This window comes from uncultured Mailhella sp. (assembly GCF_944324615.1).
Lineage (GTDB): Bacteria > Desulfobacterota > Desulfovibrionia > Desulfovibrionales > Desulfovibrionaceae > Mailhella.
The window spans coordinates 1-17,967 of record NZ_CALUWY010000055.1; the positions used below are offsets into that span (position 1 = coordinate 1).

At 62.4% G+C, this 17,967-nt stretch carries 17 protein-coding genes; 8 read left to right on the forward strand and 9 right to left on the reverse strand.

Going from position 1 to position 17,967, the window contains the following annotated elements:
- Positions 1-528 precede the first annotated feature (528 nt).
- The 8 genes from Q0K07_RS10280 to Q0K07_RS10315 all read left to right on the forward strand — a co-directional run bounded on the left by Q0K07_RS10280 (position 529) and on the right by Q0K07_RS10315 (position 6,893).
- Complete coding sequence (locus Q0K07_RS10280) at positions 529-1,266, forward strand: sulfite exporter TauE/SafE family protein (protein ID WP_294558945.1); 738 nt, start codon at positions 529-531, stop codon at positions 1,264-1,266.
- Positions 1,267-1,676: 410 nt separating this feature from the next.
- Positions 1,677-2,357, forward strand: a complete 681-nt coding sequence (locus Q0K07_RS10285) for an MBL fold metallo-hydrolase (RefSeq protein ID WP_294558946.1) — start codon at positions 1,677-1,679, stop codon at positions 2,355-2,357.
- Positions 2,354-2,641 (forward strand): hypothetical protein, encoded by a 288-nt coding sequence (locus Q0K07_RS10290; RefSeq protein WP_294558947.1) that lies wholly within the window; start codon positions 2,354-2,356, stop codon positions 2,639-2,641. Before Q0K07_RS10285 ends, Q0K07_RS10290 begins: the two co-directional genes overlap by 4 nt.
- A gap of 755 nt (positions 2,642-3,396) precedes the next feature.
- Entirely contained in the window at positions 3,397-3,795 is a 399-nt protein-coding gene (locus tag Q0K07_RS10295) for a PaaI family thioesterase (protein ID WP_294558949.1), read from the forward strand.
- Positions 3,796-3,919: 124 nt separating this feature from the next.
- Positions 3,920-4,717 (forward strand): 1,4-dihydroxy-2-naphthoyl-CoA synthase, encoded by a 798-nt coding sequence (gene menB / locus Q0K07_RS10300; protein WP_294558972.1) that lies wholly within the window; start codon positions 3,920-3,922, stop codon positions 4,715-4,717.
- A gap of 7 nt (positions 4,718-4,724) precedes the next feature.
- A complete protein-coding gene (locus tag Q0K07_RS10305; RefSeq protein ID WP_294558951.1) occupies positions 4,725-5,795 on the forward strand; it encodes an AMP-binding protein in 1,071 nt (356 codons plus the stop codon).
- On the forward strand, positions 5,792-6,451 hold the full coding sequence (locus Q0K07_RS10310) for a nucleoside recognition domain-containing protein (protein ID WP_294558953.1): 660 nt from the start codon (positions 5,792-5,794) through the stop codon (positions 6,449-6,451). Before Q0K07_RS10305 ends, Q0K07_RS10310 begins: the two co-directional genes overlap by 4 nt.
- The gene (locus tag Q0K07_RS10315; RefSeq protein WP_294558954.1) at positions 6,441-6,893 is read left to right on the forward strand and encodes a YjiG family protein; all 453 of its coding nucleotides are present in this window, start codon (positions 6,441-6,443) and stop codon (positions 6,891-6,893) included. The genes Q0K07_RS10310 and Q0K07_RS10315 overlap by 11 nt, the downstream gene beginning before the upstream one ends.
- 859 nt (positions 6,894-7,752) lie before the next feature.
- Here the strand turns inward: Q0K07_RS10315 and Q0K07_RS10320 are convergent.
- The 9 genes from Q0K07_RS10320 to Q0K07_RS10360 all read right to left on the reverse strand — a co-directional run bounded on the left by Q0K07_RS10320 (position 7,753) and on the right by Q0K07_RS10360 (position 16,969).
- The gene (locus tag Q0K07_RS10320; protein WP_294558956.1) at positions 7,753-8,121 is read right to left on the reverse strand and encodes a hypothetical protein; all 369 of its coding nucleotides are present in this window, start codon (positions 8,119-8,121) and stop codon (positions 7,753-7,755) included.
- A 575-nt stretch (positions 8,122-8,696) separates the two neighbouring features.
- Positions 8,697-9,347 (reverse strand): biotin attachment protein, encoded by a 651-nt coding sequence (locus tag Q0K07_RS10325; RefSeq protein WP_294558958.1) that lies wholly within the window; start codon positions 9,345-9,347, stop codon positions 8,697-8,699.
- A 9-nt stretch (positions 9,348-9,356) separates the two neighbouring features.
- A complete protein-coding gene (locus Q0K07_RS10330; RefSeq protein ID WP_294558974.1) occupies positions 9,357-11,597 on the reverse strand; it encodes an acetyl-CoA carboxylase carboxyl transferase subunit alpha/beta in 2,241 nt (746 codons plus the stop codon).
- Between the two features lie 36 nt (positions 11,598-11,633).
- Positions 11,634-13,055 carry a biotin carboxylase N-terminal domain-containing protein gene (locus Q0K07_RS10335; RefSeq protein WP_294558960.1) on the reverse strand — a complete coding sequence of 474 codons (1,422 nt, stop codon included), beginning with the start codon at positions 13,053-13,055 and terminating at the stop codon, positions 11,634-11,636.
- Positions 13,056-13,615: 560 nt separating this feature from the next.
- Positions 13,616-13,957, reverse strand: coding sequence for a hypothetical protein (locus tag Q0K07_RS10340; RefSeq protein WP_294558962.1), 342 nt, complete (start codon positions 13,955-13,957; stop codon positions 13,616-13,618).
- A gap of 58 nt (positions 13,958-14,015) precedes the next feature.
- Positions 14,016-14,648, reverse strand: coding sequence for a hypothetical protein (locus Q0K07_RS10345; RefSeq protein WP_294558964.1), 633 nt, complete (start codon positions 14,646-14,648; stop codon positions 14,016-14,018).
- A gap of 699 nt (positions 14,649-15,347) precedes the next feature.
- Positions 15,348-15,773 (reverse strand): hypothetical protein, encoded by a 426-nt coding sequence (locus Q0K07_RS10350; protein WP_294558966.1) that lies wholly within the window; start codon positions 15,771-15,773, stop codon positions 15,348-15,350.
- Positions 15,770-16,498, reverse strand: a complete 729-nt coding sequence (locus Q0K07_RS10355; RefSeq protein ID WP_294558968.1) for a hypothetical protein — start codon at positions 16,496-16,498, stop codon at positions 15,770-15,772. The genes Q0K07_RS10350 and Q0K07_RS10355 overlap by 4 nt, the downstream gene beginning before the upstream one ends.
- Before the next feature lie 12 nt (positions 16,499-16,510).
- Positions 16,511-16,969, reverse strand: coding sequence for a hypothetical protein (locus Q0K07_RS10360; protein ID WP_294558970.1), 459 nt, complete (start codon positions 16,967-16,969; stop codon positions 16,511-16,513).
- Positions 16,970-17,967 lie beyond the last annotated feature (998 nt).

Sequence of the window (17,967 nt, forward strand, 5' to 3'; positions counted from 1 at the left end):
GTTGAAAATCGGCTTTCCTTATGCAAACGGGAGCCGAATAAGGCAGAGGCCGACATACCACGCTCATCCTATCCTGAAATCTTTTCCTTTAAAACGACGGCCCGGCGCAGGCCGGGACGGAGTCGGCCACCGCAGGTGGGCGCGGCAGCGCACACCTGCACGGAGTCGGGCCACAGAATGCCGGTACACCGGAACGTTCCGCCTACGGGTTCCGGGCACAGCAGCGAGTCGGAGGAGGGACTTTGCATTCCCGTCCCCTTTCGCCCTGCCAGATGAGGGGGCCCGGGGGGAATCATTCCCCCCGGCGGGGTCTGGGGCGGAGCCCCGGTGCCTTTCCGGGGTGCGGGGCGGGCCCGCGTGCCTTTCCTGCGTTTCCTCTCTTCCTGCTCTTTCAAGGGCTTGACAGAAGGGGGGATTTGCTTCCTTATGGACGGGTATGAGCGTTGCCTTCGGAAGGAAGGCGGCCCGGGGGGAGCGGTGCTTTTCCGGGGCAGGGAACCTTCAGGATACGCATCCAAGGAGTGCGGCATGACGTTTGCCCAACTTGTCTGTATTGCGGCGATCTGGCTGCTCGGGGGCTTTGTCCACGGGGTCACGTCCATCGGCGGCGGCATGATAGCCATGCCGGTGGTCACGTTTCTGACCACGCCGAGGGATGCCATTCTCATTTCCTGCCTTACGGGCTTCATCATGCCGCTGGCGCTGGCCATCATTTACCGGCGTCATATTCTGTGGCGCGAGGTCATCTTTCTTGCGCTGGGGTGCATTCCGGGGATTCCCGCAGGGCTTGTGCTGCTCACCACGGTTTCCGGGCCGGTGCTGCTGTTCGGCGTGGGCGTGATGCTCATCTTCTTTGTGTCGTGGCAGTATCTTTCCCGGCGCATGCGGCCGGCGCTTCCCTATAAGCCTCTGTATGCCTTTATCGCCGGGGTGGCAGGGGCATTTCTCACCTCCTGCACCAGCCTGGGCGGGCCGGTACTTGCGGTGTACGCGGCCTTCCGCGGATGGGAAAAGGAAAACGCGCTGGCCTCCACCAGCATGTACTTCAACTTCCTCAACGTGGGCCTTATTTTCGGCCAGTGGCAGGCAGGTCTGTATTCCGAAAGCCTCATCGGCGCGGTTTCCGTATCCCTGCCCAGCGCCGTGCTCGGCGTGCTCATCAGTATTCCCGTGGTGCGGCGCATGCCTCAGCAGGCCTTCCGTAAGCTGCTGCTCGGCATGATCCTCCTCTCCGGTCTGGTGCTCATCTATCGTTCCATCGTGTAGCACAACCTGAAACACCTGCCTTTCACGGCGGCCCGCCTCGGTGCAGAGACGGGCCGCCTTTTTTCCGCCCACCTCCCCATGCCCGCGCGCAGGAAAAGGCCGCCGGGAGTGCCCCATGCCCCGCGCGCGCAGGAAAAAACCTGAAGGGCACGTCCTCGCCGGGCTTCAGCACGCCATGCCCCGCGCGCAGGAAAAGCCGCGGCAGCCCCGCCCCTTTCCGCCATGCCGGGGAACGGCGCCGATTTCCTTTTCTTTCCCACAGGTTGCGGAAAGACGCCTCCGCCCCCGCCGGGCGCGTTGCCGGGCCTTTCTTCCAAAGCATGACAAAGTATTACACCCACTTGTACGATAACCCGGAACATTCTATCATAGTTGTCTGAATATTTTTCATTATATACAAAGGAAAACGTATGAACATGTCCCGCCGTCATTTTCTCACCCTGAGCTGCTGCGCCGCCGGTGCGGCCCTGTGCCCCGCCTTTACCGCCTCTGCCGCCGCAGCCAATATGAATTCTTCCGAAGTAAGCCGCCTTTTTCAGGAATTCGGCGCCACGAAACGCATGCCCCCGAAACTCGACGCCTGGCTGAACGACCCCGCCTGCCAGAAACGCGCGCCCTACCGTGCCTTTGACAACGTGTGGCAGGTGGGCCTGACCTGGGTTTCGGCCTGGGCCGTGGACACCAAAGAAGGCTGGGTGCTCATCGACACCACGCACGAACCGTTCACTCCCTTCCTTCTGGAAAACCTGAAAACCGTAGGCATTGCGCCGGAAAACATCCGCTATGTGCTCATGACGCACGGGCACTTCGACCATGTGGGCGGCTGCAACCGCCTGAAACCGCTTCTGAAGAACGCCCGTTTCGTGATGACGAAAAAAGGGTGGGAGGAATCCTTCCGTTATGCCGAAGAAAGCAGGGGCACGAAAAACGCCTGGATCATGCCCGAAGGCACGACATCGTGGCCTCGGACGGAGAGCAGATCACCTGCGGCGACAACGTGTTCACCGTGCTGGAAACGCCGGGGCACACCTGGGGAACGGCCTCCTATGTCTATACGGTGCGCCACGGAGAGAGGCGCTGCAAGGCCGTGACCGTAGGCGGGCAGGGCCTGAACGCCATTGAAGGCCCCGAACAGGTGCGCGCCTATATCGACAGCATGAAGAAGCTGGGTGAGGACGCGCTGCACATCGAAGCCGACCTTACGGCGCATCCCTTCAGTACCGGGCTCACGGAAATGATTCCGTCTCTCCAGAGCCTGAAGCCCTCAGACCCGCACCCGCTCATCAACCGGCAGGCCTACCTTGCACGGCTGCAGGGCATGATCGACGGAGCCTCCGCCCGGCTTCAGCTGGAACTGCAAAAGGCCGGACGTTAGCCGCCCCCTTTCCCCTGCCGTGCGACCATAACGCCGTGCGGCAGGACTGCCTGTGCGGGCCTCCTGAAGCCGGGGCCCGCCGCCTTCTTCACACTTCCGCCGCTTTTCCCAACCTGCCTTCCGCCCCTTCCGCCGCTGATTTTCTTTTTTCCCCGCTTCCGCCGCTGATTTCCTTTTTTTCCGTCATTCCGCAGGGTTCACCCCGTTTTTCCCGCCTTCCCCTCCCCCTTCCCTTCTCTGCTTCTTCCCGCGCTTCCCACACCTTTCCTTCCCCGAAAAAGCCGATTTTTCCCCCGGAGGCCGCAGGCAAGCCGGGGGCCTGCGCTCCCCCCCCGCAGGGAGCAGCACGCCCTCTTTACCGCCGCGCTCTCCCCATAAAAAGCAGCCCGCTTCGGCGATTTTCCCCCGCGCTCCCGGCAGATGCCGCACCCGGGCGCGAGGTACGGCAAGGCCCCCGCGGGAGCGGATTTCCGGATCCTTTCCGCAAACAGGCCCTGCGGAATACGGTTTTCCGCCATCTTTGCCCTCATGCACGGTTTTATTCTTCAAAAGCATTGCAGCACAAGACAAAGAAAGGATGCTGCACTTCATGTTCCGCCTTTTCTGCAGGAGATTTTTTCTGTGATACAGATCACAGCGCCCCTGCTGCTGAACACGGCATGCGGTACAGGTCCGGCCACTTGCCGTAAACGCTTAACTTGGCTATGCTTCCCCCTCTTCCGCTCAGAAAAGGGAGCGGAACAGGGAGTACTGCCATGGAACACAACGATACGAAGCCCGCACTTCTTCACGACGTGCTGGGCATGGAGATTCTTTCCGCCTCGGAAGGCCGCGCCACGGCCCGCATGAAGGTGGAAGAGCGCGTCTGTCAGCCGTTCGGCTATCTGAGCGGCGGCGCGTCTCTGGCGCTTATGGAAACGCTGGCCGGTTACGGCTCCATTGCGCTCTGCGCGGCCGGGGAAGTGCCCCTCGGCATTCAGGTAAGCGCCAACCACATGCACGCCGTTCCCCTGGGGGACGAGGTGACGGCCACGGCCACCCTGCTCCAGCACACGCGGCATCTGCATGTATGGAACGTGGATATTCACGACAGCCGCGGCCGGCTCATTTCCTCCGGCCGCGTGACCAACTGCATCAAAACCCTGCCGCACTGACGGGCGCGCCCGTATTCCGGCACCAAGGCCGCCCGCACGGCAAAGGCCCGCCCGGCACCGCCGGGGCAACGCAACCTTTACCTCATGCCAAGGAAGCATCATGAACCAGCGTGAATGAACGACCATCAGAACCTGCGAGGACATCCTGTTTGAATACCACAACGGGATAGGGAAAATCACCATCAACAGGCCGCACCGGCGCAACGCCTTCACGCCCGTGACGGTGGCGGAAATGGGCGACGCCCTGCGTCTGTGCCGGGAAATGAACGATATCCGCGTGGTGGCGCTTACCGGCGCGGGGGACAAGGCCTTCTGCAGCGGCGGCGACATGAACTTCAAGGGCCGGGGCGGCTATGTGGGGCAGGACGGCGTGCCGCGCCTCAACGTGCTCGACGTGCAGAAGCAGATACGTTCCCTGCCCAAGCCCGTGATTGTCGTGGTGAACGGCTATGCCATAGGGGGCGGCCATGTGCTCCATGTGGTGTGCGATCTCACCATTGCCTCGGAAAACGCCCGATTCGGGCAGACCGGGCCCCGGGTGGGCAGTTTCGACGCGGGCTTCGGCGCTTCCTACCTCGCGCGCGTGGTGGGGCAGAAAAAGGCGCGGGAAATCTGGTTCCTGTGCCGCCAGTACGACGCGCAGCAGGCCCTTGCCATGGGCCTTGTGAACACGGTGGTGCCTCAGGATAAACTGGAAGACACCCTGGTGGAATGGGCCGAAACCATGATGCAGCACAGCCCGCTTGCCCTGCGCATGATCAAGGCGGGGCTCAATGCGGAACTGGACGGACAGGCAGGCTTTCAGGAGCTGGCCGGAGACGCCACGCTTCTTTATTACCTTACCGACGAAGCGCAGGAAGGCGGCCGCGCCTTTCTGGAAAAACGCCGTCCCGATTTTTCCCGCACGCCGCTGTTTCCGTAGGTCTGCCATGAAGCGCCTCACCTTATACGGCCAGAGTTTCGGCCCGGAAGACCTGCCTGCCCTGCGCGGCCACGAAAAACGCTGCACCCGTGAAGATCTCGCGGACTTTCTCGAAGTCTGGTACAGCCCCTCCCCCGTCCTTGAGGTGCACAGTTCCGGCTCCACGGGCACGCCCAAACGCATGTACGCCCGAAAGGAACGCATGCGCGCAAGCGCCCGCATGACCCTTGACTTTCTCGGGCTGAACAAAGGCGACACGGCCCTGCTGTGCATGCCGCTGCGCTACATCGGCGCGCAGATGATGGTGGTGCGCGCGCTGGAAGGCGGGCTCGACCTCTGGTGCGAGGAAGCTTCCGGCCATGCGCTGCGCTCTCTTCAAAAGCCGCCGCGCTTTCTGGCCATGACCCCGGCACAGGCCGTTTCCTCCCTGGAAAACGCCCACGAAGCCGCCATGCTCCGGGGCACGGAACATCTCATTCTGGGCGGAAGCGCCGTTCCGGCAGACCTTGCCCGCACCCTCCGCGACTTTCCGCACAACGTATGGTCCACCTACGGCATGACGGAAACCCTGTCGCATATTGCGCTGCGCCGTCTGAGCGGGCCGGAGGCCTCCGCATGGTACTCCCCCTTCGCCGGAGTGCATCTGCGCCTCACGGAAGAAGGCTGTCTGGCCATACACGCGCCCGCCGTGTGCGAACAGGAACTTGTCACCAACGACCTTGCCGCCTTCGACGAAAAAGGCCGTTTCCGCATCCTGGGCCGCAGGGACAATGTCATCAATTCCGGCGGTATCAAGCTGCATATCGAAGAGCTGGAAGAAGCGCTCGCCCTGCCCAGGCCCTTCCAGATCACCGCCGTGCCCGACGGGCACTTCGGGGAAGCGGTCTGCCTGCTGGTGGAACCCGGCGGGGAAGACCCCGCGCCCTTCATGGCGCGCCTGCACCCCTATGCCCGGCCCAAGCACGTTTTCACGGTGGAGCGCCTGCCCTTCACCGGATCCGGCAAGCCGGACAGGGCCACGGCCCGCGCCCTGGCCCAGGAAATCATGAAAAAACAGCTGAATGGAGATTCCGCATGACCGACGCGCCCCTCTCCCCCGCGGCCGACAGCGCCGCGCTTTCGTGGAAGGCCTACGCGGCCCTTGTGCTGACCATACTCTTCTTTTCCGGCGCCTTTGCCGACGCGCCGGGCGCTCTGCGCTGTCTCGACTTTTCCCTGCTCAGCGGTTCCTTCGGCAGGATTGCGGAAGAGTTCACCTTTCTCGGCAGGGGCGGAAGCGGAGCGCGCTACGGATTTCTCTTCGCCCTCTCCCTCGTGCCCGGCATCATGCCTGCCCTCAGCGTGGTGGAGGCCGCAGAACGCATGGACGCCCTGCGCGCCGGACAGAAACTCCTGACCCCCCTCATGCGGCCCCTGCTCGGCCTGCCCGGCTCCGCCGCCCTGGCCCTCATCTCCAGCCTGCAAAGCTCCGATGCCGGCGCCGCCATGACGCGCAGCCTCGCCGATCAGGGCCTTATTACCGAAAAGGAAAAAAACCTCTTTGCCGCGTTCCAGTTCTGTTCCGCTTCCTCCGTAACCGTGTACCTCAGCATGGGTACGGCGCTCTTCCCCTTCCTCTCCGTGCCGCACCTTCTGCCCCTCGGCGTCATCCTCTTCTACAAGGTGGCAGGGACCAATCTCATGCGCCTCTACCTCCACCTCGTGGAAAAAAAGGAGCTCCGCCATGTCCCATAGCCTGTATGCCGCCTTTGTCGACGGCGCCGTCAAAGGCTGGAAGGTCGCTACCCAGAACATGCTCCCCAACGTGGTCCTCGCCTTCGCCTTTATCAGCCTCCTCCAGACCAGCGGCCTCCTCGATGCCGTGGGCAGACTCTGCGCCCCCGTCATGAACCTCTTCGGCCTGCCCGGTGAGTCCGTTACCGTGCTCATCTCTACCTGGTTCTCCGCAGGCGGAGGCGTCGGCGCCGCCGCAGGCCTCTACTCCCACGGTATCATGAACGCCGATCACGTCAGTATCATCATGCCCGCCATCTTCCTCATGGGCGCACAAATACAGTACGCCGGACGTATCCTCGGCGTGGCCGGCGTCAGCCCCCGCCACTACCCCGCCCTCTACGCCATAGGCTTGCTCAACTCCGCCCTCGCCATGCTCACCATGAAACTCTTTTTCGTGTAACTCGCTGAAAAAGAGAGGAAAGGCAGAAAAGGCACGCGGGGCCAGCCCCGCACCCCGAAAGGCACCGGGGCTCCGCCCCAGACCCCGCCGGGGGGAATGATTCCCCCCGGGCCCCCTCATCTGGCAGGGCAAAAGGGGAAGGGAAGGCACAGGCCCTCCTTCGACTCGCTGCTGTGCCCGAAGCACTCAGGGCGTGAAAGCGAATGCTCTCTGTGGGCTGTGGACCGGGAAGGCAGGCAGAGGGCGGAGTTTTTCGGAAGACGGCGCGGGGGCCGCCACCTCAGTGTGAGCGTGCACTTCGTGCCCGCTCACGCAGGCCGCCTGTTTTCCGGCCGTTGCCGGAAAACAGGATCAAAGGAAGGGATGAAAAGATAGGGGGGCGTTGTATGTCGGCTTTTGCGTTATACTGCTTCTGTCTGTGAAGGTCGGCCTTGTATCAACGCTGTGGGAGCCGGTTTGTGAAGGAAAGCCGTGTATCAACACTGTGGGGCACCCTGACGCCTTCAGACGGCCGGGCCGGTGGATGCAAGCAGGCGCGATTCACTCCCGGCGTTAAACGTCATGCCCGGCGTGCAAGTCCTGCACCCTGTACCGTGTATCCGGCGCTGACGGGTGTTTGTGGCACCCCGGGTGATGGTGTCGGCCTGCCATGCTGAAAAAACAAGGTGCAAAGGAACTCCATTCCAAACAAGGGCCGCTGTACGCGGCCCTTTATCGCAGGTATGCGCCCTGTTGACGTTTATCGTCGTCGGAAAAGCATTCACCATGCCCCGGCGTACAGGCCCCGCCTCCTGTGCAGTGTGTCCGGCGCAGACAGGCCTTCACGGTACCCGGGCGAGGCAAAAATTTCCGCCGGAACCTACTTACGGCGGGCCAGTTCTTCCGGGGCCTGCTTTTCCAGTTCGGTGAGGGCGTCTTCCAGCTCGTCGCTCAGGGTATTGGCGCGGCGCGGATCCCATTCCGCAAGGGCGGAACGCATGGCCGCCAGTATGCCCGACACCTTTTCCACGCCGGGAGTGAGAAGCGCCCGCGTTTCTTTGTCCATATCCGCAAAACGCAGAGAATCCGGCAGATATTCGGCAAGTTCCGTTACGCCGTGCTTCATGCCCACAGGCCCGAAACGGTCCAGCTCTCCCCACACCAGCGCGCAGAGCTTCGGCCATGCCTGAAGTACCTCGTCTTCGTCATACGTCCATGCCCCTACCCGAATCTGCAATATTCTGCCCATGTTCTTTCCTTATTGTGGTTGAGGTACCATGCCTACCCTTCGCATACAAAAGGGAAAACGGCGCGCTGAAACACGGCTCACCTTTGAAAACAAAAAAACGCCCGGTCGTGTGATATGCTTTTCCCGCAACTAAGCACCGAATAACGCAGAAGCCGACGTACAACGTCCCCATATCCTGAAATCCTTTCCTTTGACACGACGGCCCGGCGAAGCCGGGACGGAGTCGGCCTGCGTGAGCGGGTCCGAAGGACACGCTCACACTGAGGTGGCGGCCCGAACGCGGTATGCCCAGCCTTTCCGCCTCCGCGGCCATACGGTACGGCAACGCTTTGCGCGCCCTGCCCGCTCCCCAAAACAGCAGCGAGTCGAAGGAGGGCCTTTGCCTTCCCCCACCCCTCCGCCCTGCCAGATGAGGGGGCCCGGGGGGAATCATTCCCCCCGGCGGGGTCTGGGGCGGAGCCCCGGTGCCTTTCCTGCGTTTCCTCTCTTGTTGCGTTTCCCGGGAGTTTGCTGCAAAAACACCCGGCCGCAGACAAAGCCGGGGCCGGGCGCAGAGATGGGTTCACGTCAGGTTATTATTCGCCTTCGTTCCATTCGCTCTGGACACGGGCGACGACGTCTTCGACGGCGGACTGCTGTTCCGGCGGGCAGACGACGATGAGGGGGCTGCCGGCGTCGACGTTTTTGGTCTGATCGAAGTAGACGTCGTAGATGATACCGGCGGGGCCGGAATAGCAGAGGGGGGCCTCACGTTTCATACGGGAGACGATGAAGAGTTCCATACCGTCGTGGATGGAGACGGTACGGCAGCCGAGGATTTTGACCTTCTTGTCCACGTCGGGCACGAAGTAGTACTTGGCGCGTTCGGGGGCGCAGAAGGCGTAGAGGCTTTCCTTGAGGAGCTTGCTGACGACTTCCTGGCGGGTCAGGTAGTGGCGGATGACGCCGAGGGGGGTACCGGCCTCCACGAAGGAGCCGTCGAGATCGCGGTAGAGCTTCTGGAGCACGCCGCGTTCGGCAGCAAGGACCTTGCAGGGGTTTTTCTCGCGCGTGATGGTGGCGATATGGGTGCCGGGAATTTCCTTCCAGGTGCCGGTAAAGCCGCTCACCCGGGCGCCCTCCTCGATATCGGAAAAGCGGAGAACGCCCGTATGGGGGGCGCAGACTTCCCTTTCCGTATAGGGAGCGGCCTTGAGTTCTTCCATGACTTCGGCAATATCTCTCATGCGTTCACCCTAGCGATAGTAAAGGTTGCGGCCGCCCATGGTTTCCAGGGCCTGGCGCAGGTTGGCGCGCACGTCGCGGCGGTCCCACACGCCCTGGATATGCCCGCGGGAAAGGGCCTTGTAGCAGTTGTGGTGATCCGGCGGGATGTCGATACCGGTGGTATTCTTGATGACGCCCGGCCCGGCGAAGCCGATATCGGAAGAACGGATGGCGAACTGATAGAAGGCGCAGCCGAGGAAGCTGGCCACAGGGCCGCCGTAGGACTTGGTATCGTACAGCACGAGGTAGAGGCCGCCGGATTCGATATAGCGGCGCACGGCCACGGTGCAGCGGGGCATCTGAATAACGCCGTGGGTCCCTTCCTGAATGCGTATGCCGGCGGTGCCGTGGCAGTACACGATGAAGGGATAGCGCTTGCGGCGCGCGCGGTCGGCGGCGGCAACGAACTTGGAACCTTCGGCCACGCCCACGGAACCGCCGCGGAAGGAGCCTACAAGGATGGCCACGACCACCTGCACGCCGTCGAGGCGGGCTTCAAAGGTGATGCAGCCGCTCTTCAGGCCGGTCTTTCTCTTGGCTTCGGCGATTTTTTCATCAAAACCGGGGAAGGAAAGGGGGTTGCCGGCCTCCACTTCGGTATTGAACTCATAGAGGGAGTTCTCATCGAAGCAGTTGTTCATGACCCACTGGTATTCCATGGGGAAGTGATGGCCGCAGGTGGAGCACACGCCCGCGAACTCGTTGTAGAGATCGGGGGCCCACATGTCCATGCAGCCGCGCTTGGCGGAATAGGGGCAGGATATGGCGCGGTCTTCCTTGGCCTTGTCGCTCACCCAGGCCCAGCCGGAACGATCGGACTCTTCCCATTCGGAAAGGGTGGTGAGTTCCTCTTCGGCAGCGGTGTTTTCCACCACGGGCTTGCGGCGCAGCCTGTTCCACGGCTTCATGGCGCGCAGCTTCACCATTTCCCATTCGGAACCGAGTTCATCGAGCAGGTTGGCAAAGGTGCGGCGGTTGCGGTGATAGAAATCGTAGATGAGGCGGTTGTAGATTTCCCACCACTGTTCCGACCAGGCATCGCCGAGGCGGCCCATGACGGAGCGGCGGTTCTGGCATTCGCGGTGCGAAGCCTTGATGAACTTGTTCTGCCGCCTTTCCACGAGGCGCTGACGGGCCTTGCGGGAAAGATCCCAGCGCACGGAAATTTCGTCGAGGTTCAGTTCCCTGTCGCGGAAGCGGCGGAGCGTGGCCGCACGCAGGGGGGCGAGCCCGCGGGCCGCGAGCACCACTTCATCGGTGGCGCGGATGACTTCCTGACGGATGGTGCGGAAGAATTCGTAATGATAGGGCCGCGCGCCGAGCACAGGTTCCTGAATGATCTTGTCGATATAGCCGAACTTCAGGTTGTCTTCGGCGGTGAGGTGCAGATCCTTGGCGCAGCGTTCCACAAGTTCGGCGGAAGCGCGCGCCCCGCCGCGCAGACGGCCTTCGATGGCGGCCGCGCCCTCGGGGGAAATCACGGAATAGTAGCCGTGGGAGAGCATGAGGCGCTTGTCGGCCAGGGAAATGGCCTCGGCGCCGCCGGAGCCGCCTTCGGAGAAAATGGCGATGAGCGGCACGGTGAGGCCGGCCATTTCATAGATATTGCGGGCAATCTGCTGGGCCGCGCCGGGGTAGTCCTCCAGGGGATAGCCGCCGGGAGTGAACACATAGGCGTGGATGGGTATGCCTTCGGTTTCGGCCACACCCATGTAGTGCTTGGCCTTGGCATTGCCCCAGGGCTTGGCGGAACCGCCGTTGCGGAATTCCTCGCCGTGGCCCTTTTCGTGACCGATGACGAGCACGGGCTGATGGCACACCTTGCCGTGACGCTTGCGCGTGATGTAGGCGCGGGCAATGACCATGGCCGGGTCGTTGGTGTGTTCGCCCTGCCCGCCGATTTCCGTGTAGTTGTCGTACACGTTTTCGAGAATGTCGCGCAGGCAGATGCGCTGGGGGTGACGCACGATGCGCACCTTGTCCATGGGGGTGAGCTTGTCTTCAAGCTTGCATTCGATGAAGAAGAACAGATCTTCCAGCGAAGTCATGTCCGCCTGCGCCTCTTCCTGAGAGCAGGTTTCCAGCTTCTTGCGCATGCCTTCGAGCCGGGACTCAAGAAGCGAGATGTCTTCCTCATGCTTGCCGGGGAAGATGTCCTTGAGATAACTCAGCCTGTCGGCAAGCTGGTGCAGTTGCTTTTCCCATTCCATCATATATCTTTATCCCTTCCTGAGCAGGGCAGGAAACTAGAAACGCAGGATGCGCTCCGTTTTTTTCTTCAGAAACTCCACATTGGACTTCAGGGCCTCGCCCTTGCCGTCGTGCCCTTCCAGACGAAGCTTGTCCAGGAAGGCGAGCCCGTTGGCGCTCACCTCGGCAAGATCCTTGCCCCAGATGATGGCAAGGGCAAGGTTGGGGTCGAACTCCGTGGGAATGGTGTAGGGGTTTTCCTTGGAAACCGGGGGCACATGGGTGTGCACGCGGCACCAGTCGTGTTCCTCCCAGCTGAAGCGGTCGATGTCGCCCACCCAGGGAGCAAAGCCGTTGTCCGGGTCTTCGGCAATGATGCGGTATTCCACGCCCACGCCGTGGAAGGTGATGTCGTCCTGCGTGTAGCCCAGAGGTTCGCCGAGACCGGTGCGGATCTGTTCGGCGATGAGGTCCACTTCCTTGCCCTTCACGCGGCTGATGGCGGCGGAAACGCCGTTTTCCACCTGAATGCGGGTGTTCACTTCCATGAGGAAAGGATGCCCGTCACGGGTGACGATCCATTCCCAGGTGCCCACGCTGTCGTAGCCCACCTTGCGCGCCATGTTCAGGGAGTGCATGACGATTTCGTCAAGGAGCGCCTTGGCGTCGAAATCATAGTGAATGGAGGAAGGATCGAAGCCGGGAGCCACCTCAAGGCGCTTCTGGCGGCCGGTGGACTGGATGGAGCAGTTGCGGGTGCCGAAGTGCACGGGATGGCGGCCGGAACGGTCGGAAAGCACCTGCACTTCGAGATGGTTGAAGTCCTTGATGCGCTGCTCGATGAGCACGCCCTCATCCTTGAACTGACGCATGGCGTAGTTGCGGATGCGGCGGTACACCTGGCGGAACATGTCGATGTCGTACACTTCCTCGATGCCCATGCCGCCGCCGCCCGCAGAGGCCTTCACCAGCACGAGCGGGCGGGCAATGCCCTGCTGCATCTGAAAATCAAAGAGGGAGCGGGCGATTTTTTCCGCTTCCAGCTCGTCGTACACGGGCCTGTCGGAACCGGGCACCGTGGGCACGCCCAGAGAACGGGCAAGGCGCTTGGTGTTGATCTTGTCGCCGAGATCGCGGATGACGCGCCAGGAAGGCCCGAGGAAAACAAGCGGGCGGCCGCGTTCCGTCACGCGGCGGGCAAAGCGGAAATCTTCCGCAAAGAAGCCGTAACCGGGGTGCACCGCCGTGGCCCCGGATTCATCGGCCACGCTCAGAAGCTCGTTGGCGTCGTGATAGGACGAAATGCGGTACAGACTCTTCTCGCCGCCCAGCTCCAGGGCCAGCGAGACATGGCCGGAGCAGGCGTCTTCCGCGGTATGGACGCACACGAAGTCGAGCCCCAGCTTCCTGCATGCCTGAATGATGCGAACCGCGATTTCACCGCGGTTGGCAATGAGCACTTTATGCTGTTTGTTCACGCCATTTCCTTGTTGAAAAGGGGAAAAGGCCCATAAGACCGTAATGATAAAGAAGGGGCAGGCGATCCTCTCCTCCCGCCTTGCCCGGTATGTAACGCTCTGCAGCCTGTGGGAACGGGGCCTCTTCTGCGGAAAAACACGCAAAAAACAAGGCTCCGTCCGCCCGACGCGGCCGCCATTTGTGTGGCGATTATACCCCGCATACGGAAAGAATCAAGCCCCCTCCCTTTATGCCCCTTTTATTTACGGATAGAGGCGGAAAACGCAGCCTTGGAAGGGAGGAAAAACGCAGGAACATGCGCAGCCGGAAAGCGCCGGAACCGCCCTTCCGGAAGCCGGGAGAAACGCCGCCCCGCGGAAGGAACGACGCCGGGGCCGACACTGCCGCAGACAGAAAAACGCCCCTCCCCCGCGGCGGAAAAGACGTGCGCCCCGACCGGAGCACGGCACAAAGCCCCCTGCCCTGCGGCGAAATGCGGGCGAAGACACAGAACAGCACGGAAGACGGAGGGGAAGGCGCGGAACAGACGCCGCAATGGCACCCCGCGGGAAAAAACGGCCTAGCGCCGGTGCAGAATCCAGAGGGCCAGAAGGCAGGGCAGGAGCACGGCCGCCCCCGAAACCATGGAAAAGCCCTCGGGCAGGCTGCGGGAAACATGGCCCGCGCCCACGGCCAGGCAGAGAAGAAGCGCGGCCGCGATCTGCCTTTTTCCCTTGCCGGTGCGCCGCGCAGGGAGCGCTTCTGTCCCCGGCTCCGGCGCGCTCAGGCCGCGCCGTGCCAGCTCCTCCGCATACAGCTCCCGCGCCTCAGGCGTGAGTTTCTGCGCGTCAAGGCGAAGAAGTTCCGCGCTGCTCATGGCCGCGTAGCGCTTCTTCACCATATCCCTGGTGAGCCTCAGCATGATGTTTCCTCAAAAAAGGCGCAGCGCACGGGCATCCGGGCGGTGGCCGGAAAAACGGTTACAGAAAATACGCCTCGTGCTCCTTCTGTTCCGGGCGGGAGGGGGGCTCTTCGTCAAAATACTCGCTGTGCGGGGGATAACGGCGCACGCTTTCCTTCACCAGGCGGAAGCAGCGGTTCAGCGCCGCCGTGAAGCCGTCGAGAGAAAAGCCCGCATACAGAGGATCGTCCACGCCCATCTTGATCCTGAGCATGGAACCCTTCTTCGCTTCCTCAAGAAAGGCCTGATGATAATCCCCGGCAATGCGGATCACCAGCAGATTTTCTTCCAGCGCAAAATGAAACGTGACATCATGGGTCTTTTTCCTGTCCACGCGCATCTGCCCGCTGAGGGCCAGGGGAAACAGGTCCGCCATGTCCGCCGCATCCCCGGGAGGCAGCATTTCCAGAAGCTTCAGCTCCCACGATCCCCCGTACCTGCCTGTACGGTCGGGGTACATGTCCAGCGCAAGCATTGTTTCATCCTCTTCCGTGGCCATGCGTACCGTGGTCCACGAAGAACCGGTCACTATAAAGGAAGCCCACTTTTCGTGCAGCTGCATGTCAAGCACTTCCGCCGCCGTCGCATGCACGGCAATGCACAGCAGAAGCGCTGCAAAGGCCGCAAGCCCCCATGCTCTCTTTCTCTCCATATTTTCCCCCATATCTGGAGCAGGTCGGAGCCATGATAGCGCAAAAACACCCGCGGCAAAAGGCCCTGCAGCAGGGATTTTCCCCCCGTATTCCGCAAAAAAAAGAAAAAACGGCCCGCCCGGAGCGCGCGGCCGCCCCTTATGCAGACGCGCAGCAGAATCCCACCCCTTCCCGGCCATGCCCGGGCCGCCTGTGCTGCGCCGGGCCTTTTCCGGCGCGTTCCGCCCTGAGGCTCCGCCAAGCCCTCCGGCCCTGCGCGGCAGGCGGCATTCCCCTGCACGGCCGGGGGAACGCGCCCCCTTCCTTAAAAGAGTCCCGGGAGGCAGAAAAGGCCCGCGCCTGCCCTCCCGCAACCCGCGGCCCCCTGCGGCAGGGCCAGAGCATGCCCCCGCAGGCCTCCGCCCCCGGAAAGCCCCGCACAAAAAGCGCCCGGAACCGCCCGGGCGCGCCCCGCAACGCCCCTTTCCTGAAAAAAACGCCCTTCCGGCGGAAAAAAGCATCCAGGTAAACAGGTTGCCCTGTTGAAAAAACGCCCCGGCGCCCCCTTCTCCCGCCCCATGCGGCAACATACGCAAAAACGCCGGGGAAAACCCCGGCGTCCGGATCCGGCAGGAGGAACTGCCGGACGGCGCGCGGCCCCCGTGCCGGACCGAGGGGGGGGGGAAGAATCCGACACGGGCGCCGCGCAGGAAGGAGCGCTAATCCTCCAGATGCGCCTGGAGGAACAGGCTCTTGGAAAGGGCGTTGAAAAAGTCCTGATAAAGCACGGGGTCCTCGATGGGGGTCACGTTGTACTGGGCGCTGGCGCGCACCGTCATCTGCGCCTTGCCGCGCGGCACCACGTTGACCGTCATGCGCACGGTGTAGCCTTTAAGCTTGGTGCCGGTGACGCTGCCGAGGTCGAGGGAGGCCTTGTCGATGACGAATCCCAGATCCTGCAGCGTGGCAATGACGGCTTCCACGGTCTTTTTCTTGTCGGAGGTGTCGAAATAGCGCGTCTGAATCTGCCGCAGTCTCAGCTGAGAAGCGCCGCCCGCATCAAAAAGCGCGTCGCCCGGGGCCACGGCGCAGCCGGATACCAGCAGCATGCCGACAAACAGCGCGGAAAGAAGGATTCTTTTCATATTTCATGAGCCTCCAGAAACACGGACTTGGAAAGTTTCTCGTAGAACTGCCGGTAAATGGCCGGATCGTTGATCTGTTCGGCGCGGCTTATCCCGCCTTCGTTGTCGAATACAATGCGCTGGAAGGTCACGCGTACCAGAGAATCTCCCCCGCCCGTCTGCACGGCCAGGAGCCTTTTCATGTCGTTCTCAAGAGCCGCTACGCTGCTCTCCGCCGCCTCGCGGGCCACCTTTTCGCTGCGTTCCGGGGAATACCGCTTCCGGAGTGCGGCGGAAAGGTTCCTTTCCAGATCGCTGCGGATGCGCTCCCTCTCCTGCGGGGTAAGCCCCTGCACCGGAGCGCTCCCCCCTGCCGGACGGCTGTTCTCCCGCATGACCATGGATACCCGTATGGTCTGATGGGAATCCGTGGGCACGGAGCCGCCGCCCAGTGCGGCTAAAAGAAAGGCCCCTGCATACTGCGAAACGCTGGTGGCATCCCTCTTCTTGGAACCCACCAGCACCCCGAGGGGCACTTCCGCCTCCTCAAGGCTGAAACCCAGATCCTGAAGAACTCCCGTGGCCGCCGCAAGCATGGCGGCCCTGTCTGTGGTTTCAAAACGCCGCGTCTGCATCTGCCTGTCCTGAAGGCTGCCCGGCGCAAGCTGGAGCGCATCCCGGGGAACCTGTGGGGCACAGCCCGCCAGCATGCCCGCACACAGCATCATAATAAGTATTTTTTTCACAATCAAGCTCCATTAAAAGCTGGACTGACGGTAGCTGTAATCTCTGACCATGCCCTGCCCGTCGAACTTGATGACGACGGTGAGGGTTCTCTGACTGGTGGACGCCGCGCCGCTGCCCCGTTCCACATTGCCGCTCGCGCCGCCGAAAAGCCCGCCTGCCGCGCCGCCCACAAGGCCGCCCAGAAGGCTCCCCACGCCGCCCTGCGAGGTGGAATATACCTGTTCCGTCGATACCTTGTCGTATACCCAGGTTTCCCGGCCCTCGCTGTCGGTGGTGACGAGATTGGGCGAACCGAGCACGGAAACCACCTCCGCACCCGACATGCCCCTGCGGATTTCCCGCTGCACCGTGCCTGCGGAAATCTTTTCCGAAGCGTCGTCACGCACCGCTTCCCGATGCTGACCGGCCGACATGCAACCCGTAAGCGCCAGGCAGAGCATGGTCACGCAACTCACAGTCATTTTTTTCATACTAACCTCATCCGGTATGGTTTCAGGGTGAAAAACAAGAGCGGCAACGGTTATTCCGCGCACGCAGGTGAAGAGTTCGACTTCATACGCTCTGCAGAAAAAGAGAGTCTGTGACCTGCGTCACACTTTTTCTGCCGAAGATGAAGACGAATATCCTTCAAATCTTTCCACAGTCAGCACTTCCCTCCCCTGATCCCGCTTTTTCGGAGAGGGAAAAGGAGCGTCCCGTATATCGTTAAATTAATCACATGTGAAGCATTTTTTTTCGCCTGCGGCACAAGGCTTTTCAGGCACGAGGGGCTTTGGCGGACGAAAAAAAAGCCGCGGACGGCAGGAAGAAGAGCCGGAGGCAGGGGGGCATGGGGGGGGCATGGAGGACATGCAGGGGAGCATGCCGGGCTTTCATGGGGGAGATGGAAAAACGGCGTGCGGAAAAAACGGGAGGCGCGTTGCCGGAAAGGCGGCCGCGCTCCGTGGATGGAGAAACGCAGGCCGCGGGCAGAAAACGCACGCGGAAAAGCGCACGGCGGGGCGTGGGGAATACCAAAGAAAAACACGGCAGAGGGGCCGCGCGGGGTTCGCCGCCCCGGATTCCGCATCAGAAACGACGCGGGCTTTCCCTTCCGCACGCAGGGCCGCCCGGGCAAAGGCGCGGGGCAAGACGCCCTGCGGCATGGGCGGCGAATCACGGCCGGGCGCGGCACAAAGCTCCCCCTCTGCCCCGGTTCAGGAGGCAGAGGCACAGGGTGCGGAGAATGCGCGGCCGCGCTCCGTGGATGGAGAAACACAGGCCGCAGGCAGAAAACGCACGCGGAAAAGCGCACGGCGGGCGTAGGGAATACCAAAGAAAAACACGGCAGAGGGGCCGCGCGGGGTTCGCCGCCCCGGATTCCGCATCAGAAACGACGCGGGCTTTCCCTTCCGCACGCAGGGCCGCCCGGGCAAAGGCGCGGGGCAAGACGCCCTGCGGCATGGGCGGCGAATCACGGCCGGGCGCG

Bases quoted from the DNA above. Each gene is read 5' to 3' on its own strand.
- Q0K07_RS10280 (WP_294558945.1), top strand. From the start codon at position 529: ATGACGTTTGCCCAACTTGTCTGTATTGCGGCGATCTGGCTGCTCGGG.
- Q0K07_RS10285 (WP_294558946.1), top strand. From the start codon at position 1,677: ATGAACATGTCCCGCCGTCATTTTCTCACCCTGAGCTGCTGCGCCGCC.
- Q0K07_RS10295 (WP_294558949.1), top strand. From the start codon at position 3,397: ATGGAACACAACGATACGAAGCCCGCACTTCTTCACGACGTGCTGGGC.
- Q0K07_RS10305 (WP_294558951.1), top strand. From the start codon at position 4,725: ATGAAGCGCCTCACCTTATACGGCCAGAGTTTCGGCCCGGAAGACCTG.
- Q0K07_RS10310 (WP_294558953.1), top strand. From the start codon at position 5,792: ATGACCGACGCGCCCCTCTCCCCCGCGGCCGACAGCGCCGCGCTTTCG.
- Q0K07_RS10315 (WP_294558954.1), top strand. From the start codon at position 6,441: ATGTCCCATAGCCTGTATGCCGCCTTTGTCGACGGCGCCGTCAAAGGC.
- Q0K07_RS10320 (WP_294558956.1), bottom strand. From the start codon at position 8,121: ATGGGCAGAATATTGCAGATTCGGGTAGGGGCATGGACGTATGACGAA.
- Q0K07_RS10325 (WP_294558958.1), bottom strand. From the start codon at position 9,347: ATGAGAGATATTGCCGAAGTCATGGAAGAACTCAAGGCCGCTCCCTAT.
- Q0K07_RS10330 (WP_294558974.1), bottom strand. From the start codon at position 11,597: ATGGAATGGGAAAAGCAACTGCACCAGCTTGCCGACAGGCTGAGTTAT.
- Q0K07_RS10340 (WP_294558962.1), bottom strand. From the start codon at position 13,957: ATGCTGAGGCTCACCAGGGATATGGTGAAGAAGCGCTACGCGGCCATG.
- Q0K07_RS10345 (WP_294558964.1), bottom strand. From the start codon at position 14,648: ATGGAGAGAAAGAGAGCATGGGGGCTTGCGGCCTTTGCAGCGCTTCTG.
- Q0K07_RS10350 (WP_294558966.1), bottom strand. From the start codon at position 15,773: ATGAAAAGAATCCTTCTTTCCGCGCTGTTTGTCGGCATGCTGCTGGTA.
- Q0K07_RS10360 (WP_294558970.1), bottom strand. From the start codon at position 16,969: ATGAAAAAAATGACTGTGAGTTGCGTGACCATGCTCTGCCTGGCGCTT.